Origin of the sequence: Pelagibacterium sp. H642 (assembly GCF_031202855.1) — a bacterium.
Lineage (GTDB): Bacteria > Pseudomonadota > Alphaproteobacteria > Rhizobiales > Devosiaceae > Pelagibacterium.
The window spans coordinates 1,565,292-1,586,202 of record NZ_CP101829.1; the positions used below are offsets into that span (position 1 = coordinate 1,565,292).

Annotated in this window: 21 protein-coding genes; 7 read left to right on the forward strand and 14 right to left on the reverse strand. The window is 64.3% G+C overall.

Features of this window, described 5'->3' with window-relative positions; genetic code table 11:
• Positions 1–11 precede the first annotated feature (11 nt).
• The 11 genes from NO934_RS07675 to NO934_RS07725 all read right to left on the reverse strand — a co-directional run bounded on the left by NO934_RS07675 (position 12) and on the right by NO934_RS07725 (position 11,846).
• The gene (locus tag NO934_RS07675; protein WP_309163303.1) at positions 12–563 is read right to left on the reverse strand and encodes a potassium-transporting ATPase subunit C; all 552 of its coding nucleotides are present in this window, start codon (positions 561–563) and stop codon (positions 12–14) included.
• A gap of 14 nt (positions 564–577) precedes the next feature.
• Positions 578–2,254 (reverse strand): potassium-transporting ATPase subunit KdpA, encoded by a 1,677-nt coding sequence (kdpA, locus tag NO934_RS07680; RefSeq protein WP_309163305.1) that lies wholly within the window; start codon positions 2,252–2,254, stop codon positions 578–580.
• A 26-nt stretch (positions 2,255–2,280) separates the two neighbouring features.
• Positions 2,281–4,341, reverse strand: a complete 2,061-nt coding sequence (gene kdpB / locus NO934_RS07685; protein ID WP_309163307.1) for a potassium-transporting ATPase subunit KdpB — start codon at positions 4,339–4,341, stop codon at positions 2,281–2,283.
• A gap of 34 nt (positions 4,342–4,375) precedes the next feature.
• On the reverse strand, positions 4,376–4,465 hold the full coding sequence (gene kdpF, locus NO934_RS07690) for a K(+)-transporting ATPase subunit F (RefSeq protein ID WP_309163308.1): 90 nt from the start codon (positions 4,463–4,465) through the stop codon (positions 4,376–4,378).
• A 169-nt stretch (positions 4,466–4,634) separates the two neighbouring features.
• Entirely contained in the window at positions 4,635–5,603 is a 969-nt protein-coding gene (locus NO934_RS07695; RefSeq protein ID WP_309163309.1) for an ABC transporter substrate-binding protein, read from the reverse strand.
• Positions 5,604–5,619: 16 nt separating this feature from the next.
• Positions 5,620–6,579 (reverse strand): ABC transporter substrate-binding protein, encoded by a 960-nt coding sequence (locus NO934_RS07700; protein WP_309163311.1) that lies wholly within the window; start codon positions 6,577–6,579, stop codon positions 5,620–5,622.
• 62 nt (positions 6,580–6,641) lie between these two features.
• Positions 6,642–7,544, reverse strand: coding sequence for a sucrase ferredoxin (locus NO934_RS07705; RefSeq protein WP_309163313.1), 903 nt, complete (start codon positions 7,542–7,544; stop codon positions 6,642–6,644).
• 86 nt (positions 7,545–7,630) lie between these two features.
• Positions 7,631–8,701, reverse strand: coding sequence for an iron ABC transporter permease (locus NO934_RS07710; protein ID WP_309163314.1), 1,071 nt, complete (start codon positions 8,699–8,701; stop codon positions 7,631–7,633).
• Positions 8,698–9,720: an iron ABC transporter permease gene (locus tag NO934_RS07715; protein WP_309163315.1), complete on the reverse strand. Its 1,023-nt coding sequence runs from the start codon at positions 9,718–9,720 to the stop codon at positions 8,698–8,700. Before NO934_RS07715 ends, NO934_RS07710 begins: the two co-directional genes overlap by 4 nt.
• Positions 9,717–10,553, reverse strand: a complete 837-nt coding sequence (locus tag NO934_RS07720; protein ID WP_309163316.1) for an ABC transporter ATP-binding protein — start codon at positions 10,551–10,553, stop codon at positions 9,717–9,719. The genes NO934_RS07715 and NO934_RS07720 overlap by 4 nt, the downstream gene beginning before the upstream one ends.
• 147 nt (positions 10,554–10,700) lie before the next feature.
• Positions 10,701–11,846, reverse strand: a complete 1,146-nt coding sequence (locus tag NO934_RS07725) for an alpha-hydroxy acid oxidase (protein WP_309163317.1) — start codon at positions 11,844–11,846, stop codon at positions 10,701–10,703.
• A 508-nt stretch (positions 11,847–12,354) separates the two neighbouring features.
• Between NO934_RS07725 and NO934_RS07730 the strand changes: the two genes are divergently transcribed.
• The 6 genes from NO934_RS07730 to NO934_RS07755 all read left to right on the forward strand — a co-directional run bounded on the left by NO934_RS07730 (position 12,355) and on the right by NO934_RS07755 (position 17,679).
• Entirely contained in the window at positions 12,355–13,659 is a 1,305-nt protein-coding gene (locus NO934_RS07730) for a M20/M25/M40 family metallo-hydrolase (protein ID WP_309163318.1), read from the forward strand.
• A gap of 72 nt (positions 13,660–13,731) precedes the next feature.
• On the forward strand, positions 13,732–14,172 hold the full coding sequence (locus tag NO934_RS07735) for a hypothetical protein (protein WP_309163319.1): 441 nt from the start codon (positions 13,732–13,734) through the stop codon (positions 14,170–14,172).
• A gap of 21 nt (positions 14,173–14,193) precedes the next feature.
• Positions 14,194–14,715, forward strand: coding sequence for a redoxin family protein (locus tag NO934_RS07740; RefSeq protein WP_309163320.1), 522 nt, complete (start codon positions 14,194–14,196; stop codon positions 14,713–14,715).
• Positions 14,716–14,740: 25 nt separating this feature from the next.
• A complete protein-coding gene (locus NO934_RS07745; protein WP_309163321.1) occupies positions 14,741–15,448 on the forward strand; it encodes an ABC transporter ATP-binding protein in 708 nt (235 codons plus the stop codon).
• Entirely contained in the window at positions 15,448–16,650 is a 1,203-nt protein-coding gene (locus NO934_RS07750) for an ABC transporter permease (RefSeq protein WP_309163323.1), read from the forward strand. The genes NO934_RS07745 and NO934_RS07750 overlap by 1 nt, the downstream gene beginning before the upstream one ends.
• Before the next feature lie 15 nt (positions 16,651–16,665).
• A complete protein-coding gene (locus NO934_RS07755) occupies positions 16,666–17,679 on the forward strand; it encodes a LysR family transcriptional regulator (RefSeq protein WP_309163324.1) in 1,014 nt (337 codons plus the stop codon).
• Positions 17,680–17,688: 9 nt separating this feature from the next.
• Here the strand turns inward: NO934_RS07755 and NO934_RS07760 are convergent, their stop codons facing one another.
• Both NO934_RS07760 and NO934_RS07765 read right to left on the reverse strand, forming a co-directional pair.
• Positions 17,689–18,207 carry an N-acetyltransferase family protein gene (locus NO934_RS07760; RefSeq protein ID WP_309163325.1) on the reverse strand — a complete coding sequence of 173 codons (519 nt, stop codon included), beginning with the start codon at positions 18,205–18,207 and terminating at the stop codon, positions 17,689–17,691.
• A gap of 78 nt (positions 18,208–18,285) precedes the next feature.
• Positions 18,286–19,050, reverse strand: a complete 765-nt coding sequence (locus NO934_RS07765; protein ID WP_309163326.1) for an alpha/beta hydrolase — start codon at positions 19,048–19,050, stop codon at positions 18,286–18,288.
• A 225-nt stretch (positions 19,051–19,275) separates the two neighbouring features.
• Between NO934_RS07765 and infC the strand changes: the two genes are divergently transcribed.
• On the forward strand, positions 19,276–19,812 hold the full coding sequence (infC, locus tag NO934_RS07770) for a translation initiation factor IF-3 (protein ID WP_309163680.1): 537 nt from the start codon (positions 19,276–19,278) through the stop codon (positions 19,810–19,812).
• Between the two features lie 82 nt (positions 19,813–19,894).
• Here the strand turns inward: infC and NO934_RS07775 are convergent, their stop codons facing one another.
• Positions 19,895–20,899 (reverse strand): FAD:protein FMN transferase, encoded by a 1,005-nt coding sequence (locus NO934_RS07775; protein ID WP_309163328.1) that lies wholly within the window; start codon positions 20,897–20,899, stop codon positions 19,895–19,897.
• Positions 20,900–20,911: the final 12 nt, after the last annotated feature.

Consider the following 20,911-nt stretch of genomic DNA (forward strand, 5'->3'; position numbering starts at 1 on the left):
CGTCGCGCAGGTCAAAGCGCGTCGAGCGCCAGGTTGAGCTCGAGCACGTTGACGATGCGATCTTGGCTCAAGATACCGCCCGGCGCAAAGGCCGCGATATCGATCAACCGTTCGATCCCTGCCGGATCGATATCGCGCGCCGCGGCGATACGGGCCACCTGATAGCGCGCGCCCGCCTCCGAGATATGCGGGTCGAGCCCCGAACCGGACGCAGCGGCGAGATCGGCCGGCAACGGCCGGTCGACGGCGGCGCCATGCTCGGTCGCCGTTTGCGCCGCGCGGTCGGCGAGGTCCGCGCTAGCCGGCGATTTGTTGCTGCCGCCGGCGCCCGCGCCGTTGTAGTCGACCGCCGATGGGCGCGGCCAGAAATAGCCCGGCTCGGTGAAGCCCTGCGCCACCTGCCGGCTGCCGATCACCGTGCCGTCCTCGGCAACGATCAGCGAACCGTTGGCGGCGTCCGGCGCCACCCCCTGGGCCAGCGCCCAGACCGCGCCGGTATAGACGCCGACGCAGACCGCCATGGTTGCGGCCGCGACGCGCAGACTTGCCAAAAACGCGTGCATTGTCGTTCTCCCACTCAATCGATGAAGATCAGATGTTCGGCGATCGGTCCCAGGGTCGCCGCCGGAAAGAAGGTGAGGGCGCCCAAAACCACCACCACGGCCCCAAGCAGGGTGGCGAAGGTTCCGCCCTCCACGCTCAGCGTGCCGCTCGATTCGGTGCTGCGGCGCTTGGCGGCCAGCGAGCCCACGATGGCCAGCGGCAGGATGATGGGGATGAAGCGGGCGAAAAGCATCACGATTGCCGTCGCGATGTTCCAGGGCACGGTATTGTCCGCGAGCCCCTCGAAACCCGAACCGTTATTGGCGGCTGCCGAGGTGAACTCGTAGAGGATTTCGCTGAACCCGTGCGGGCCGGTATTGTTGAGGCTCCCAAGCCCCCAGGGCGTCGTCGCAAAGACCGCCGTGCCGATAAGGACCAGCGCGCTTTGCGAGACGAGGGCGAAAAGCGCGAGCTTGACCTCCCGCGCCTCGATCCGCCAGCCCAGATATTCGGGCGTGCGCCCGATCATCATGCCGGCGATGAAGACGCCCAGAACGATATAGAGGAACATGTTGATCATGCCCACGCCGACCCCGCCATAGGTCTCGTTGAGCCACATGCCGATCATGGGGATGAGCCCCGAAAGCGGGTTGAGGCTATCGTGCATCGCCCCCACCGAACCGTTCGAGGTCGAGGTGGTGAGCACCGACCAGAGCGGACCGCCCGCCGGCCCGAAACGCATCTCCTTGCCTTCGAGATTGCCGACCGATGTATCGACCGGCAGGCCGGCAAAGGCCTGGGTGGGCGCGGCTTCGAACACCAGCGCGCCCGCGGCCAGCACCACCATGAACCCCATCATGACCGAAAACAGCAGCGCCGCATGGCGCAAGCGGCCGATGATCCGCCCGAACATCCATACGCAGGCCATGGGAATGAGGATGATCGCGATCATCTGCAACCCATTGGTCCAGAAGGTGGGGTTTTCCAGCGGATGCGTGCTGTTGGGCCCGAACCAGCCACCGCCATTGGAGCCGAGCTGCTTGATGGCGACGAAAGCGGCGACCGGGCCGCGCGCGATGGTCTGCTGCACGCCTTCGAGCGTGGTCGCGGTAACGGCGCCCTCGAGCGTCATGGGCACTCCGCCCAGGGCGAGAAGGACCGCCAACACGAAGGCGGCGGGAAGCAGGACCAGGAAGGCGGCCCGCTGCAGGTCGACGAAGAAATTGCCCAGCCCCCTTCCGGCCAGCCCGCGCGCCAGCGCGGCAAGCGCCGCTATGCCCGTGGCGGCCGAGACGAATTGCAGCCACATCAGGCCCGCAAGCTGGCTGAGATAGCTCAGCGACACTTCGCCCGAATAGTGCTGGAGATTGGTGTTGGTGGTGAACGAGGCCGCCGTGTTGAAGATGAGGCTCGCTTCGAGCCCGCCCTTGCCGTCGGGATTGAGCGGCAGGGCCTGCTGGAAGGCGAGGATGGCGAAGGTCACCAAAAACATCACCGCGTTGAACGCCAGCAGCGAAAGCGCATAGCGCTTCCAGTCCTGCGAGCGTTGGGCCGCTTGGCCGCCCAGCCCCTGGAAGAGGCGCGTGATTTGGCCGGACCGCTCCCCATCGGCAGGGTCCATGGCCCAGGCCATGTAGCGCCCGAGCGGGAAGGACAGCAGGGCCGTTCCACCGATGATGAGGACGGCAAACAGGAGAGAATGGAAAGACATGGTTGGAAAACTCCGGCTTGTTCCGCTCAGGCGAGGCCGAGGGCGGAAACGAGCATGTCGATGAGCTTTATGCCGGCGAACGGCACGACGAGCCCGCCCAGCCCGAAGATGAGCAGATTGCGCCGCAGCAGGGCTCCGGCCCCCACGGCCCGGTAGGCGACCCCGCAAAGCGAGAGCGGGATCAGCGCCACGATGATCAGCGCGTTGAAGATGATGGCCGAAAGGATGGCGCTTTGCGGGGAGGAAAGGCCCATGATGTTGAGCGCATCCAGTTGCGGATAGAGCCCCACGAACATCGCCGGCAGAACCGCGAAATATTTGGCCACGTCGTTGGAGATCGAGAAGGTGGTGAGCGCCCCGCGCGTCATCAGCAATTGCTTGCCGATTTCCACGATCTCGATGAGCTTTGTGGGGTCGGAATCGAGATCGATCATATTGCCCGCCTCGCGGGCCGCCACGGTGCCGGTGTTCATCGCCACGCCAACATCGGCCTGGGCCAGTGCCGGCGCGTCATTGGTGCCGTCCCCGCACATGGCGACGAGCTTGCCCTTGGCCTGTTCCTCGCGGATCAGGGTGAGCTTGTTTTCAGGAGTGGCTTCGGCCAGGAAATCGTCGACCCCGGCTTCGGCGGCGATCGCGGCGGCGGTCATGGGGTTGTCGCCGGTGATCATCACCGTGCGGATGCCCATGCGCCGCAATTCCGCGAAGCGTTCGCGGATGCCCCCCTTGATGATATCCTTGAGCGCGATGACGCCCAGTGGCTTGCCGTCGCGGATCACGGCGAGCGGGGTGCCCCCGGCCTTGGCGATCTCGCCGGCTATGGCCCGAACCTCGCGGATCGCCGCTGCCTGGGCATGCGACTGTCCGAGGCTATCGAGATATCTCACGATCGCATCGACGGCTCCCTTGCGGATCGAGGCGGCTTCGAAGTCGATCCCGCTCATCCGCGTCTGGGCGGTGAAGGGCACGAAGCTGGCGTGAAGGCTGGCCATGTCGCGGCCTCTTATGCCGTAGCGCTCCTTGGCAAGGACCACGACCGAGCGTCCTTCGGGGGTTTCATCGGCCAGGGAGGAAAGCTGTGCCGCATCGGCCAGATCCGCCTCGGTCACCCCGGCCACCGGACGGAACTCGGTGGCCTGGCGATTGCCCAGGGTGATGGTGCCGGTCTTGTCCAGAAGCAGTGTATCCACGTCCCCCGCCGCTTCCACCGCCCGGCCCGACATGGCGAGCACGTTGAAGCGCACGAGCCGGTCCATGCCCGCAATACCGATGGCCGACACCAGCGCGCCGATGGTGGTGGGGATGAGCGTCACGAACAGCGCCACTAGCACGATCACCGGAATCGATCCGCCCGCATAGGCGGCAAAGGCCGGGATGGTGGCGGTCGCGAGCACGAAGATCAGCGTCAGGCCGGCCAGCAGCACGTTGAGGGCGATTTCATTGGGGGTCTTCTGCCGCTCGGCGCCTTCGACGAGCGAAATCATCCTGTCGATGAAGGTCGAGCCGGCGGCGGCGGTAATGCGCACCTTGATCCAGTCCGAAAGAACCTGCGTGCCGCCGGTCACCGCCGACCGGTCGCCGCCCGATTCCCTGAGCACGGGGGCGGATTCGCCGGTGATCGCCGCCTCGTTGACCGAGGCGATGCCCTCGATCACCTCGCCGTCCGAAGGGATGATGTCACCCGCTTCGACCAGCACGATGTCGCCCTGCTTGAGACTGGCTCCCGGGATGCGCGTGTAGTCTGGGGCGTCGGGAGCGCTCAGAAGCTTGGCTTCGGTCTCGCTGCGGGTCTGGCGCAGTGAGTCGGCCTGTGCCTTGCCGCGCCCCTCTGCCACAGCCTCGGCAAAATTGGCGAAAAGGACCGTGAACCACAGCCAGACGATGATCTGGGCCGAAAAGCCCGGATCGCCGCCACCTCCGAGAATGTCCTTGAGGAACAGCACGGTGGTCAGCAGCGAAACCACCGCGACCACGAACATCACCGGATTGCGCGCCAGAGTTCGCGGATCGAGTTTTCTGAATGCATCCCCCAGGGCAGGGACAAGGATACGGGCATCAAAGATGCTCGCCGCTTTGGCTTGGCTCATTTGAGCCTCCGAAATTTTCGATGAAAAACGAGGGCTAGAACCGCTCGGGCCGAAGCAGCACGTAAACGAGGTACCCCGCGACCCCCAGGGTCACGATGGCGCCGAGCCAGTAATCGATGAGCATGCTGGAATCTCGCCTGTTGGTCTCAGGAGTGCCGCGGCGCGGCAAGGTCCTTGGTTCGGCGAGAGATATGGCTCCCTCGGCCATAAAGGTTCGAGAGAGGCGGGACGGCAAAGAAATAGGAATTTCATAAAGGCCGGGGCAGGCGAATTGGCCCGCCCCGGCGGTCAGCCTATTCGGGCATCGGCTCGAACCGGCGGCCGCTGATCTGGGAAATGACCGTATAGGCCATCACGCCAAGCGCATAGTAGGACGAGGCGGAAGCCTCCTCGCGCGGCATGACGATCATCTGGTTTTCCCGGCAGGCGTGCAGGAATTCGCAGAAATTGGGCATGACCTGTTCGAGGTGGCCCAGCGCATCCTGGGGCGTCTCCAGCGTGTCGGTGCGGTAGGTGACGAACAGGAAGTCGGCGTCCAGTTCGGGCAGCGCCTCGGCGCTCATGCGCTCGAACTCCCCTTCGGGGATCGCCTCGACGCGCTCGGGAAAGACAAAGCCGGCGTCGCGCAGCACGCGTCCCAGGCCGCCATAGGTGTGCCAGGAAAGCACCTCCCCATCGACGCCCTGGATCACGTTGACCGAAATGGATTGGGTATCGATCAGGCGCCGGATCTGTTCGATCTGGCTGTCGTAGCGCCCCTCGAGTATGGCGAGGGTATCGGTCGTTCCCGTAATCTCGGCAAGCGCCTCGTACATGCCGAAATCTCCCCGCACCGCATCGTCGAGAACGATGGTGGGGGCGACGGCTTCGAGCTGTTCGACCGGTGCGGTCTGCCAGGGCGTGGTGATGATGAGGTCAGGTTCGCTGGCCGCGACCGCTTCGATGTCGACCGGCAGGTTGCCAAGGAACGCGATGTCGGAATTGTCGAAATCAACCCCCGTCAGAACCTTGGACGAGCGGATGAAACCTTCCCCAGCTTCGGTCGTGCGGCCGTGGCTGGCGACGGGATGGACGCCGAGCTCGATCAGCGGAACGGTGAGCGAGAGATCGTGCAGGGAGGCGATGCGCTGCGGGTCGGCGGGTATCTCGACGGTGCGCCCGGCATCGTCGACAAATTCACGGGTCTCCTGCGCAAATCCAGGAGCTGCCATTGTGCACGCGGCGAGCACGCCGGCGGCCAGAAATGTTTTCAAGGATCTCACGATTATCCCTCCGAAATTACTGCCCGAGCGCGACGTAGTCGCGGCCGGCCACGTGGGAAGCGACGATCTGGGTCAGCGCCGTCAATGAATCATAGGTTGCCGAGGAGGCGATTTCGCGCGGGACATAGACGATCTGTCCGTTGCGGCAGGCATGCATCACCTCGCACCAGCCGGGCAGGACCTCGTCGAGCGCGGCGCGGGCCATCGCCGGGGTTTCGCCCCGCTCGACCGCATAGGTGACGAAGATGAAGTCGGCATCGAAATCGGGATAGGATTCGCCCGAAAAGATCTGCCGCTCATTGCCTTCGATGGCATCGATGGCGGCGGGGAAGGCAAAGCCCGCATCGCGCAAAACCTTGCCCAGCGAGCCATAGGTGTTCCACACATGCAGCTCGCCCGCATTGGCCTGGATCACGCTGACGGTGATGTCCTGGGGGGTGACCAGCGCATCGATCATATCGAGCTGGGCCCCGTAGCGGGCTTCGAGCTTTTCAAGTTCGTCGGTGGTCCCGGTGACCTCGGCCACCGTCCGGTAAACCTCGAAATCGTCCATGGTCGAAATGGGGAAGACATAGGTGGGGGCAATGGAACGCAATTGCCCCACATCGGCCGTCTGCCAGTCGGTCGTCAGGATCAGGTCGGGCTCGAGCGCCGCCACGGCCTCCACGTCGGCGGGGAGGTTCCCGACGAATTCGATGGCCGAATTGTCGAAATCATAGCCGGTGATCAGCTTGCCCGAACGGATGTTGGGCTGGGCGTTCTCGGGCGTACGGCCGTGGCTGCCGACCGGAACGATCCCCAGTTCGAGCAGTGCAACGGTAAGAGAGGTATCGTGCAGGGAAACCACGCGTTGCGGGTCGGCGGGCACGGTAATCTCGGTGCCGGTGCCGTCGGTCAGGACCTGCGAGTCCTGCGCAAACGCCGGTCCGGCAACAAGAGCCGTCGCAAGCGCGGCAAGGAAGGGTTTGAACGTCATCGGAAAGGCCTCACATTTGGTTTGAGGAGAAAAAAGCCGGTGGGTGAGGGCCGCCGGCCAGGTCACGATGCCACCGACATCTGGTCGAGACACCATCGGATCTGATCGCCGCCGCCGCCCTTGGCCACCACGCCGCAATTGCCCTGCACGTGGAAGGTCCTGGCGCGCAGCCGGATCGAGAGACGGTTTGCGCCCAATTCTGCCGAAAGAACGAATTCGTCCCCATCCTGCGGGGTGTCGGGCAGCCCGCCATGGGACAGTCGAACCGATGCCGGCGCATCATTGTCCGCCGCCCATTGCAGCGCGGCGAGTTCGGCCACCTGCAGCGGCTCTGGTTCGTCCGTGCGCCCCTTATAGGCAGGCAGGAAGATCTGGCCGCGCGAGAGCGCTTCGAGGAAGGCGGGCGCCTGCCCCGCCGTCATGCGACCATAACGCTGGCGCTGCGGCATGACGACCAGCGAAGCGGCAAAGCGGCAGCCCCCGATATGGGTCGCCTGGACGATGTTGAACTTTTCCCGGTCGGCGGTCGCGGCCAGCGCCTTGTAGGTCGAAAAACCGTAGCGCGCGCAGCAGGCGTCCCGCCGCGAATCCGTGCACACGATAATGGTGGTGCGCGGGTCGAACGTGCCGGCAAACACCTCGCCCGCCGCATAGGCATCGATCGCCGCGATCAGATCGGCCTCGCTGGAAAAATCGGCCGATACCGATTCGGGCAGCGCGGTGAGCTGGGGAAGGCTCTCGCTCTCCCCGACCCTGTCGACGAGCGCCACATGCAGGCCGCTTTGGGCCGCCTCGTGGATGGAAGCGGCGAGGGCGGGGCTCATATCGACCGATTCCCAGCGCGGCGTCCGCCATTTGCCGCGCGGCCAGGCGAGCATGAGCACGCGCTGGGGCGCATCGCCCGTGCCCTGATGCGGCTCGCCCCTCTCAAGGCATAGATCGCGGCAAAAGACGTGCCCCGCCATTTACTGCCCCGCTTGCTCGAAGAGGGTGAAGGGACGGGCCGCCGCCCGAAACAGCGATGGAAGGCGGAATGGGATCATGATTTCGCTCACAAATGCGATTTGGCGGCCGCTCTTTGCAGGAGATAGATAAAGACCGGAACGCCGATGATGGAGGTGATGAGGCCGGCTGGCAGTTGGATGGGGGCGAAGGCGGCGCGGCCGACGAGGTCGGCGACCGAGACCAGCACCGCGCCGCAAAGCGCGGTGAGGATCGCGTGGATCCCCACCCCGCTGCGTGCGATGCGCCGCGCCGCATGGGGGGCGATCAGCCCCACAAAGCCGAGCGGACCGACAAGGGCCGTCGCGGCGGCGGCAAATCCCACCCCGACCGCGATCAGCCCATAGCGCGCCCATTTGACCGGCGCGCCAAGCCCGATGGCGGTTCCCTCGCCCATGCGCATCACCGACATCACCCGGCTCAGCGCCAGGATCAGCGGCGTGAGCGCCAGGCACCAGAGGGTGAGGACGTGAACATCGCCCCAGGTCGCCGCATTGACCGACCCCGCAAGCCAGGAAAGCGCCGACATGGCCCTGTCGATGTCGCCATAGGTGAGCATGGCCGAGGTGATCGAGGAGATGAACGCCGAGACCCCGATGCCGAGCAGGATGAAGCGGATCGTGCTGTTGCCGCGCTTTTGATAGCTGAGCGCCTGCACCAGCGCCGCAACCCCCAGCGCGCCGCCAAAGGCGATGACCGGGCGCAGGCCATGCCCGATCTGCGGGAAAACCACGACCGCCGCAACCACGGCCAGCGCCGCGCCCTGGCTGATGCCGATGAGCGAGGGATCGGCCAGCCCGTTGCGGGTGACATTCTGCATCGCAGCACCCGAAAGCGCCATCATCGCGCCCACCAGCGCCGCGACCAGGGCGCGGGGCAGGCGGAACTGCCAGATGACGTTGTCGATGGCCGGGGAAACGGTGGTGCCCGAAAGGGTCGCCATCAGCGTCGGCAGATCGATCTCGTAGCTGCCCAGGGTGAGGCTGAGCGAAAGGATGGCCAGTTGCAGGGCCACAAGAAGCCCGATGGCGATGATCCCGCGTGCCGGCAGCCGCAGCGCGATGCGCTCGGTGCGCGAGCGCAGCACCCAATGGCGTTCGGAGCGAGCCAGTGTATTCATCTTGCCCGCATCCGCACCAGTTGGATGAACACCGGCGCGCCCACCATCGCCGTAATGATCCCGGTCGAGATCTCGCGCGGCGGAATGGCGATGCGGGCGATGATGTCGACCCCCAACAGATAGGCGGCCCCGATCACCGCCGAATAGGGCACGATCCAGCGATAGTCGGACCCCACCAGCAATCGTGCCACATGCGGAATGACGAGGCCCACGAACCCCATCGGTCCGGCCAGGGCGACCGAACAGGCGGTGAGCACCACGGTGACCACCAGCAATTGGATCTTGAGCGGCCCGGTGCGCACCCCCAGCCCCTTGGCGACGTCGTCCCCCATGGCCAGCGCCGTCACCTGCCGGCCGAGCGCCAGGGCGAGGGCCAGGGCAATGGCGATCCACGGGCCGGTGACATAGAGCATGGCGATGTCGCGGCCGGCCAGAGAGCCGGAAAGCCACACGCGCAGATTGTCGAAGCTGTCTTCGTTGAGCAGATGGGCGATCGAGATGATGGCGCCCAGAAACGCCGAAATGGCCGCGCCCGAAAGCGTCAGGGTCAGCGGCGTCGCCCCGCCCGGTGCCCAGTGGGCGATGCAGTAGACGATCAAGGCCGTCGCAAGCGCCCCCAGCGCCGCGATCCAGGGCAGCCAGACGAGGGCCGCCGGGCCGAAGAGGAACGAGGCCATCACCACGGCAAAGGACGCGCCGGCCATCAGCCCCAAAAGTCCCGGATCGGCCAGCGGATTGCGCGTCACCCCCTGCATCAGCGCCCCAGCCACCGAAAGCGCGGCGCCCACGGTCAGCGCGATCAGCGCGCGGGGCAGGCGCAGATCCCAGATGATCATATGGTCAAAGACCGTCCGGTCGCGATCGGCGAGCGCCTCGAACACCGTGGCGAGCGGCAGCGCCTTGGCGCCGACGGCGATATGGACGGCAAACAGCAGCGCCGTCAGACCGAGCAATACCGGTATGCCCGAGGCATTGGCCACCAGCCGGCGGGAGCCGATCGCGGGTGCCGCCGCGCTCATGCGACCCGGACCGACGCCTTGCGGCGTGCATGCGCGCCCAGCGGCACGCAGACCAGATGCCCGGTCTCGGCATCGCGCACCACATGGGCATCGAGATCGAACACGTCCTTGAGCCGCTGGGCGGTAAAGATCGCATCGGGCGCCCCCGCGCAGACGATCTTGCCCTCCTTCATCATCACCAGATGATCGGCATAGGCGGCCGCAAGGCTCAATTCATGCAGCACCACCACCAGCGTGCGCCCGCCGGTATGCGCCAGATCGGCCAGAAGCTCCATGAGATCGACCTGAACCTTCAAATCAAGGAAGGTCGTGGGCTCGTCGAGCAGCAGAAGGTCCGTCTGCTGGGCGAGAGCCATGGCGATCCAGCAACGCTGGCGCTGGCCGCCCGAAAGCGAATCCACCGGACGGTCGGCGAATTCGCTAACCGATGCGGTGGCCATGGCCGAGGTCACGATCTCTTCGTCATCCCGCGTCCATTGCCGCATCAGTCCCTGATGGGGAAAGCGTCCCTGGGCCACAAGCTCGCGCACCGTCAGCCCCTCGGGCGCGATCGGTCCCTGCGGCAGCAGCCCCAGCGTGCGCGCCACGTCCCGGCTTTTGGCGGTATGGATGGATTTTCCGTCCAGCAGCACCGATCCGCTGGTCGGGGTGAGAATACGTCCCATGGTCTTGAGCAGGGTGGATTTGCCCGATCCGTTCGGCCCCACCAGCACGGTCATTTTCCCCGGCGCGACGGCGAGGGAAACGTCGGACAGCACCGGCGTGCCATCATAGCCGGAGGTGATGGCCTGGGCCGTCAGCCGCGCCGTGCGGTTTTCGAGACGATCACTCATGGCCGCGATGTCGTCCTCATCCCAAGATCGGCTGCCGGCTTCCACACCAGGGGGAAACTAGCTTGCCGGCGCCTGTTTACGGCTCCGGTCATAATCGCTGAAGTTGAGCGATGCAATCATATTTGTAGCGGCGCACCACGGCCACTGTCAGCGGAATTTGAGATTGTCGCGGCTGAGCTCGTCGATCCTGCTTGCGCCCATCAGCTTCATGGCGCGTTCGATTTCGATGCGCATGTTGTTAAGGGCGCGCTCGACGCCGGCCTGTCCGGCCGCAGCGAGGGGGAAGAGATAATAGCGCCCCAGGCCCACGGCCTTGGCGCCCAAGGACAGGGCCTTGAGCACATGGGTGCCGCGCTGCACCCCGCCATCCATCATCACGTCCAGCCGGTCTCCCACCGCGTCGACCACCTCGCCGAGTTGCTCGAACGCGGTGCGCGAGCCGTCGAGCTGCCGCCCGCCATGGTTGGACAGCACGATCCCCGTGCAGCCGATATCGGCGGCCTTGCGTGCATCGGCAACCGACATCACCCCCTTGAGACAGAACTGGCCGCCCCATTCGCCGACCATCTGCTCCACATCGGCCCATGTGAGATTGGGGTCGAGCATTTCGGTAAAATATTTCGAGATCGACATGGTGCCCCCGCCCATATCCACATGGCTGTCGAGCTGGGGAAGGGAGAATTTCTCGTGGGTCAGATAGTTGAGCCCCCAGGCCGGGCGCATGGCGAACTGGGTGAGGCCGGCGAGATTGAGCCTGAAGGGAATGGAAAAGCCGGTCCGCTTGTCGCGCTCGCGATTGCCCCCGGTTATCGAATCCACCGTCAGCAGCATGGCGTCGACCCCCGCCGCCTTGGCCCGCGCCATCATCTCGCGATTAAGGCCGCGATCCTTGTGGAAATAGAATTGATAGACCTGCGGTCCTGGCGCGATCTTGCGCGCTTCCTCGAGGCTGACCGTACCCAGCGAGGAAACCCCGAACATGGTGCCGTATTTGTGCGCCGCCGCGGCAACGGCGCGCTCGCCCTGGTGATGGAACAGGCGCTGGAGCGCGGTGGGAGAGCAATAGACCGGCATGGCGAGCTTTTGCCCCAGCACGGTCACCGACATGTCCACCTCTCCCACCCCGCGCAGGATGTTGGGAACCAGATCGACCGCTTCGAAAGCCTCGGTGTTGCGCCGGTAGGTCACCTCGTCATCGGCAGCGCCATCGATATAGTTGAAGATCGGTCCGGGCAGGCGCTGTTGCGCCATGCGGCGGAAATCCCGGAAATTGTGACAATCCTTGAGCCGCATGATCCCTCCCTTCGACCCCCGCGTGTGGTTCCTTGGTGCGACGTTCCTCCGGGCACGTCAACTCCAGTCTGTTATCCTGTCCTATCGTGGTTCGGGCCTTGCGCTGTGTCGTTATCGCGAGGCAAGGTCTAATACTTTCGTATCACAACAGTCTGGTCTTGCACGTTGCACATGCGACGACATCGATGCCGTCTGCGTAGGCAGCGACCTTCAGTGACCACCGATTAGGCATTGTCAGTACTTTTTCCCTAATGCGATGCCAAACCACCGTAAACGCAGGCCGATTATTGCGCGATCATGGTCGCTCAATGGTCCTTTACCGCCTTTTACATCCGCAAGTCGTGTTCTTTTGGCCAGCTTTTCCGCTCTCCCGAGCCCGATGCAGAAAACACATTATGCGAAAATTGCATTAGAAATGATTTTTTCGCGGTTGTTATTCTTGCTCTGCCCAAAGGATCGGGATGCGGGATTAGCCGGCATGCCGAAAGGTGTATTCAGGAGGTACAGGGTGCAAATTTTCAACAAGGCACTACCCATAGCGATGCTGACGGCGGCTCTGATGTCGGGCGGCATGGCGGTCGCCCAGGACGATCCCACCGCGGTCGCCGAAGCGATACTGTCCGACGACAATTTCGAAGCTGCCGTCGAGCACCTGCGCGACAACTACGACCGTCAGATCGAGGAGTTCGTCGAACTGGTCGAAATTCCCTCAGGCCCCTTCATGGAAGAGGAAATTTCAGCCCGTTACGCCGAAATGCTCGAGGAAGCGGGGCTGGAAAACGTTCATGTGGACGAGGAAGGCAACGCCATCGGTGAATGGCGCGGCACCGACAGCGATGGCCAGTTCCTGGTCGTTTCCGCCCACCTCGATACCGTATTCCCCGAGGGCACGGACGTGACCGTCAACTGGCAGGGAACCGAAGCTCACGCGCCGGGCGTCGGCGACGACAAGATGAGCACGGCCGTGATCCTCGCCTATATCCGCGCGATGAAGGATGTCGGCATCCAGACCGAGGACGACATCCTGTTCGTGGGAACCGTGGGCGAAGAGGGGCCCGGCGACCTGCGCGGGGTGCGTTACCTCTTTAACGAAGGTGACTATGCCGACAAGATCAAGGGCTTCTTCTCGATCGAAGGGGGCACCGCCGGTCGCGTGACGGCGGGCGGCACCGGTTCGCTGCGCTACCGGGTCACCTATGAAGGCCCGGGCGGTCACAGCTTCGGCGCCTTCGGCACCGTCAATCCCGCTTACGCCCTGGCCAACTTCATGACCGCCCTGTCGGAAATCGAGGTGCCCGAAGATCCCAAGACCACCCACAGCGTGGGCATCATCGATGGCGGCACCTCGGTCAATTCGATTCCGTTCTCGATGTCGGCGGATGTGGATATGCGTTCGGTCGATCCGGACGAACTCGCCGCGCTTCATGACCAGTTTTTGGTCATCGTCGAGGAAGCCGCTGCGGCCGAAAACGAGCGGGGCAACACCGAAAACGGGGAGATCACCGTCAATCTCGAAGTGATCGGTGATCGTCCGGCCGGCCAGACCGACCGGAACAGCTCCCTGTTCCTCAACACGGTCGCGACCTACGAGGCCGCCGGCTTTGAAGTGGATGAACCGGGCACCTCTTCAACCGACTCCAACATGCCCATGAGCCTGGGCATTCCAGCGCTCACCATCGGCGCCAACAGCGGCGTTGGCGGTCGGGCACATTCCCTGGACGAATGGCTCGATACCGATGTCGAGCTCACCATTCCCGCCATGCGCGCCACATTGGCCGTCATCCTTGCCAATACCGGTTATGTGACGGAATAATAGCATTCGCGGGTAAACCGGAGGGCGGCGCTGCCGCCCTCCTCCTATCAACCAAGACGGGAGACTGGGACAATGGTCAACAGACGCCAATTCGGCCTCGGCCTGGCAACACTACCTCTCTTGGGGGCCGCATGGCCGGCAAAGGCTGCTCCGACGCGGATACGGATGGGGCAGCTCTATGACTACGACAACGACATGGCCTATTCGGAGATGGCCCAGGAGCTGGCCGGGACCGAGGTGGAGCTGCAGGGTTTCATGGCGCCCCATCTCAAGGTCGATTCCGAATTCTTCATCCTGTCCAATCAGCCGGTCGAGACCTGTCCGTTCTGCGAAAGCGAGGACGAGTGGATCGATACCATCATTTTCGTGGTGATGCGCCAGCGCCAGGAGGCCATCGATCCGGGCCTTTTGATCTGGACGCGCGGTATCCTCGATATCGGCACCGCGACCGATGAAGCGACCGGATTTGTGAGCCGGGTGCGTCTGCTCAACGCAGATTTCCATCTGGCCTGATGCGATGGAGTGGCAAGGATAATGAAGGTCCTTGCCGCGATCGGGATCGTATCCATCGCCCTTGTGGCGAGCGCATGGTTCATCTGGGGGCCGCGTGAAGACGGCCAGCCCCTGGCCGTGGGTGGCACCCTGCCTGAAATCGAGCTCGACGCGATAGCGGACATGCCCGGATCGGGGGTGACGTTGCGCGGGCCGGCGGGAAAGCCGCTCGTCATCAACGCCTTTGCCAGTTGGTGCATTCCCTGCCGGGACGAGCATCCGCTGCTGATCGAGATCGCCGAGCGCTACGATGTGATGCTGATCGGGATCAATGTCGGCGACCTTCCGGAAAATGCCGCCGCCTTTCTCGCGGAGATGGGAAATCCCTACGACATGGTCGGGGCCGATCCCAACCGCGAGACGTTTTACGACCTCGGCCTTGTGGGCATGCCCCAGACCCTGGTCGCCGATGCTCAAGGCAAGGTGCTGCTGAACGGGCCCGGACCCATCGACCGCAGATTCGTGGACGAGGTGCTGCCTGCCCTGTTGGGCGACCGAATATGACAGAGACGAGAAGAGGGGTCTCGGAGTGATAGAACTGGAAAATGTATCGGCGCGGTTCAAGGACGCGGCCGGCACGGTGATCGATGCGGTAAAAGACGTCTCGCTGACCCTGGCTCCCGGCGCGGTTCACGCCATCATCGGCCCGTCCGGCTCGGGCAAGACCACGCTCCTGCACATCATCGCCGGCATCCTGGTGCCCACCGCCGGCACCGTCCAAGCCCAGGGCATCACCGTATCAAAGCTCGGCGAGAGCGCGCGCGATGCCTGGCGCCGCAAAAATTGCGGCATGATCTTCCAGGACTTCCGCCTGATCAACGAACTCGGCCCCTTGGGCAACGTGCTCGTGCCGAGCTGGTTCGGCCGCAACGGCGGCACCGACATCCGCAGGAGCGCGCGGGACCTCCTCGCCCATTTCGACGTACCGGCCCGCTCGGGTCCCGTCGCCGTGCTTTCGCGCGGGCAGCAGCAGCGCGTCGCCATGGCGCGCGCCCTCGTCCTCTCGCCGCAGATCATTCTCGCCGATGAGCCGACGGCAAGCGTCGACAAGGTCAATGCCGAACGCATCATCGATGAACTGGCGCGTCTGGCCGACGAAGGCCGGACGGTGATCGTCGTCAGTCATGACGAGCGGGTCGCGGCTCGCGCCGATCATGTCATCGAGATACTCAACGGAACGCTCAATACCGCCAATGGGGCGCAAACAGAACACGCTCAAGCCCGAGGAGTGCACTGATGAATCCGTGGCCGATCATCTTCGCCTCCCTCTGGCGCTTCCGCTATACCGTCCTCGCTTTCGTCTTCCTGATCCTCGCGGGCACCGCGCTCTCGGTGGCCATCACCATGCAGGAACGGGCGCTCAAGACCGGCAGCGCCAGCGCCGCCGAGAAATTCGACGTGGTCGTCGGCCCGGTGGGCAGCCGCACCGACGCGCTTTTGACCTCGGTCTACCTTCAACCCGGCTCCTCCCGTCTTTTGACACCCGAGCGCACCGCCGAACTGCTCAATGACGAGCGGGCCCAGTTCGTCTCGCCCCTGGCGTTCGGTGACAGCTTCAGGGGACACCCGATCATCGGCACCGCCGCCGAATTGCCCGAGCATCTTTCGGGAGGCGCATTCGCCGAAGGGCGCGGGTTCACCGAGCGTTTCGAGGCCGTTGCCGGCATCGACGTAGAGCTGGGCATCGGCGATACCTTCACCCCCAGCCACGGCGTCCATGCCATGGCCGATGAGATGACCGCCGAGGGCCATGACGTCGAATATCAAATCGTCGGCCGCATGGCGCGCACCGGCTCGCCCTGGGACCGCGCGCTGATCGTGCCGGTCGAAGACGTCTGGGGCGTCCATGGGCTGGAAACCGGCGCCGAAACCATCGGCGGCCCCTACACCGCCGAAAACGTCGCCGGAATCCCCGCCGCCGTGCTCAAGGCGGTGAGCGTTGCCGATGCCTACCGCTTCCGCCAGGAATACAACACCGATGAAACCATGGCGTTCTTTCCCGCCGAGGTGCTCATCCAGCTCTATCAGACGCTGGGCGATGTGCGGCAGGTGATGACGCTCATGGCGCTGGTCACCCAGGCTCTGGTGATGCTCTCGGTGGTGGCGAGCGTCCTCATCCTCTTCCGGCTGTTCATGCCGCAATTTGTGACGCTCCGCGCCATTGGCGCGCCGCGCCTTTATATCTTTTTCGTCGCCTGGGGCTTTGTCGCCATTCTCTTTACCGCCGGCATTCTGCTGGGCCTGGGAGCGGGCTATCTCCTCGCTTTCGTCCTCAGCCGCATCGTCGAGGCCCAGATCGGCATCGCGCTCACGCCCGTTCTGAGCCAAACCGAGCTGATGCTCGCCCTGACGCTTTGGGGGCTTGGACTGGTGATCGCCCTGCTGCCGGCCCTGCGCCTGCAAAGCCAGCCGCTGGCCACCGCGCTCAAGGCGTATTGAGGGAGGAGGGGAAGCATGGACATCGGCTGGCTGCAGGATTTTCTCACCCTCGCCGAAACGCGCAATTTCACCAAGGCCGGCGAACGCCGCAACTCCTCGCAAGCCGCCTTCAGCCGCCGCATCCAGGCGCTCGAAACCTGGCTGGGAATGCCGCTGGTCGATCGCACCACCTTTCCCGTCGAGCTGACGGCGGAGGGTTATAGGTTTTGCGAGCATGCGCGTGACGTGCTGGCCCAGCTCTTCGATGCCCGCATCTCGCTGGCCCAGGGTGCCATGGCCCGTCACGGCCATGTCTCGATCGCCCTGCCTCACGCCTTGGGCAGCGGGCGATTCTCGTCCTGGTGGCTCAAATGGTCCCAGGGCATGGCGCTCAGTTGCACAATCCTGCCGGGCAATGTGGGGGACGCGGTCAATGCTCTGATCTCGGGCGCCGCAGATATCCTCATCTATTACCACAACCCCCAGCAGCCCCTCCATCTCGACCATCTGCGCTATTCCCAGATCGTCGTGGGCTCGGAAACGTTGCGGCCCTATGGCGCGCGGCACCTGGTGAAGTCGGGAAAGCTCAGCTTGCCGCCGGCCTCGAGCGACGAGCCGGTGCCGGTCCTCAGCTATGGGGCGGAAAGCTATCTCGCCCGCGTGGTCGATACCATTCTCGACCATCAGCCCACTCAATTGCGCCGCGTCAGCGTCGCCTCGTGCAACATGGCCGAGATCTTGCGCGAAATGGCCATCGCTGGCCAGGGCATTGCATGGCTGCCGGAATCGGTCCTTGCCGGCTGCACCGACAAGCTCGAGCCAGTGGGCGACGAGCGCTGGACCATGTCCCTCTCGATCATCGCCTATCGCGACCGGCACCATGAATCCGCCGCGCTGGACAGGCTCTGGCAGCAGATCAAGGATCTCCACCCCCAATCCCGGCCCAAGGTTCCGCCTCAAGGCAAACGGCCCGCGCGGGGCAGGGTACATGGCACCCCATCACCGCGCCGCAAGACCCAGTTCCGGGGAAAGACGATGGAAACGCGGTGACGGGGAGGCTCAATAACCCCGTGGCGGGGCGGGATCGTCATTGAGCAGCAGCACCATATTGACCTGATCGAGCCAGCGCCCGTGCTTGAAACCGGCTTGCGGCAGGCGCCCGGCCATCTCGAATCCCAGCCTTTCGTGGAAGGCGATCGAGCTTTGGTTCTTGGCATCGATCACCGCCACCATCAGGTGAAAGCCCTTGGCCTTGGCATCGGCGATCAGCGCTTCCATCAATGCCTTGCCCACCCCGCGCCCCTGGGCCTCGTCGCGCAGATAAACGGAGTGCTCGACCGTTTTGCGGTAGCCCGAGCGCGAGCGGTATGTGCCATAGCTCGCATGCCCGAGGATCTTTCCATCCTCTTCGGCAACCAGCACGGCAAAGCCATTGGCCGTCCGATCATCAAGCCAGGCCTGGCGATCGGCCAATGTTTCCTCGGCCTCCGTCCAGATGGCATCGAGCCGACGAATGGCATCGTTGTGGATGTCGAGAATCTGGGGAAGATCGCCTTCAGTGGCGGGACGCACATTCATGGCTTGAAAAGTTCCGACGAGATTGCACCTGACCGGCGATTTCGGTGCGCCGGCCCCCGACAGTCAAGGTCCAAATCGCTAGACCAGTCCGAGCACGGTTTGCCGGAGCAGCGCCAGGTCCGTTTCGCGCGAAAGCCGGTGGTCGCCGTCCGGGATCAGCGTGAAGGTCACCGGATCGGAAACCAAATGGCTCACGAGCTTGAGCGCATGGGCTGGCGGCACATCGGTATCCTTGCCACCCTGGAGGATCGCGACAGGGCAATGGGTGCGGATCGGAGCACCGAACAGCAGATGGTTTTCCCCATCCTCGATCAACTGGCGAGTCAGCACGTAGGGCTCGTCCGAATAGTCGGAGGGCTGTTCCACGCGTCCTTTTTCCCACAAATCGAGCAGTTCGCCGTCGGTGAAGGTTTCACGCATCAGGTCACGCGTCATGTCGGTCGCCGGTGCGATCAGCACCATGGCCTTGATCCGCGCGTCTCCGCGCTCCCGCAAGGCGCGGTTGAGCAGCAGCGCCAGCCAGCCGCCCATGGACGACCCCACGACGATCTGCTCGCCCTGTGTCGAACCGAACACCGCAAGCGCCTCCTCGAGCCAGCGGCTGATCGTCCCGTTAAGAAAGTCGCCTCCCGAGTTGCCATGCCCCGAATAGTCGAAACGGGTGACGGCAAGTCCCTGCTCTGCGCCCAGGGCATCGAGAGCCTGGGCTTTCGATCCCATCATGTCCGAGCGGAATCCGCCGAGCCAGAAGAGGCCCGGCGCGCGTCCATCGCGCCGCAGCGTGGCGATATCGCGGGCCTCGGGGCCCGAGCCGACCGAGAGGGTTTGGGGCGTTCCGGTCATTGCAATTGCGCTTTGGTCAACCATATTGGGGGTGTAGCTCCTGGGCCGGAATGCCGCAAGCCATGCGCACGCTGTGTTCTGTTTGTCACCGGCCGGACCAACCGCACTGGTGCCCCGGTTTGTCTGTTGACTTTGGCCCCGATTGCCAAGATTTTAGGCATGCTCGCGCCCTTGTTTTCCAGGGTGTGCGAAAGCTATGGGAAACCACTGAAAGGAAATATTGCCATTCGTCGTCCGATGAGACCCGTGCAGCCCCAGAAGGATGGGCCGCGCTCCAACAATGAAATCAACGTTCCCGAAGTCCAGCTGATCAATGCCGAAGGGCAGAATATCGGTGTCGTTCGCACCAGCGAAGCCATCGCCATGGCCATCGATGCCGGTATGGATTTGGTCGAGATCGCTCCCAACTCCACGCCGCCCGTCTGCAAGATCCTGGATCTGGGCAAGTTCAAATACGCCGCCCAGAAGAAGGCCGCAGAGGCCCGCAAGAAGCAGAAGGTGATCGAGGTCAAGGAGATCAAGCTCCGGCCCAATATCGACACCCACGACTATGACGTGAAAATGCGTGCGCTTGAAAAGTTCATCGGTGAAGGCGACAAGGTCAAGGTGACCATGCGCTTCCGTGGCCGCGAGATGGCGCACCAGGAAATCGGGCTGGAACTGCTCAATAAGGTTCGCGATCAGTTCGAGGAGATCACCAAGGTCGAATCCACCCCCCGCGCCGAAGGGCGCCAGATGGTGATGGTTCTCGCCCCGCGCTGAGCTCCTCGTCCATTGCCGCAAGTTTCAAAGGTGGTCGAAAGGCCACCTTTTGTTGTTTCTGCGGCCCAGAACACCGATTGACCTATAATCTCACCACTTGCCCATCGGTGCGGGTGAGGATGGCGCGGGCGCCGGGGGTGGTGGCGAGAATGGAGGGTGCTCGGTGTTCGCCGGCGACAAACAGGGCGGTGGCCAGCGCATCGGCATCGGTGGCGCGGGGGGCGGTGACGGTGACTTCGGCCAGGCGATGGGCGCTCAGCCCGGTCTGGGGATCAAAGAGGTGGTGATGGGTGCCGGAAGGGTCGAACACCGTTCCATGGCCGCCCGAGGTCGCCGATGCCTCCTCGACAAGCTCGATGGTGCGGGCGGTTGCGCCCTCCGGGTCCCGCAGGCCCACCCGCCAGGGGCGGCCCTCGGGGTGGGTGCCGAGCACGCGGGTTTCACCCAGGCCGACAACCACATGATCGAAGCCCTCATTGCGCAGAAGGTCGGCCACCACATCGGTGATATGGCCCTGGGCGATGCCGTTGAGGGTCAGCGCCATGCCCGGGGTGGCGAGGCGCACGGCGTTGCCGGAAAGATCGATGCCGCGATAGTCGACGAGGCTGTGCGCGACCTCCAGGGCCGCCGGTGGCGGACCGGAGCGGGAGGGGCGGGCGAAATGGCTTTGATAGAGCGTCCAGAGCGGCTGCACGGTCGGATCGAATGCCCCTCCGCTCGCTTGCGCAATGGCGCGGGAGCGTTCGAGAACGGCAACCATGTCGCGCGAGGCGCCGGAAAGCATGCCGTCGCGGTTGAGGCGGGAGAGCTCGCTTTGGGGACGGTAGAGGCTGAAGACATTTTCGAGCCGCGCCACCTCGGACGCCATCCGGGCGAGGGTGCGTTGGGCGTGACCGGGATTGGCGTGCCAGAGGCGCATGGACGCCTGGGCGCCTAGCGCCTGGCCCTGCCATTCATGAAACGTGGGCTGGGGGCCGAACAGGCGAAAGCCGGCGATACCGATGGGGAGGGCGGCCGAGGCGGCGAGGATCTTGAGGATTTGCCGCCTTGAGGGACCGGATTGCCGAGGGAGTGAGGACGCGCGCATTGCCATGGCTCC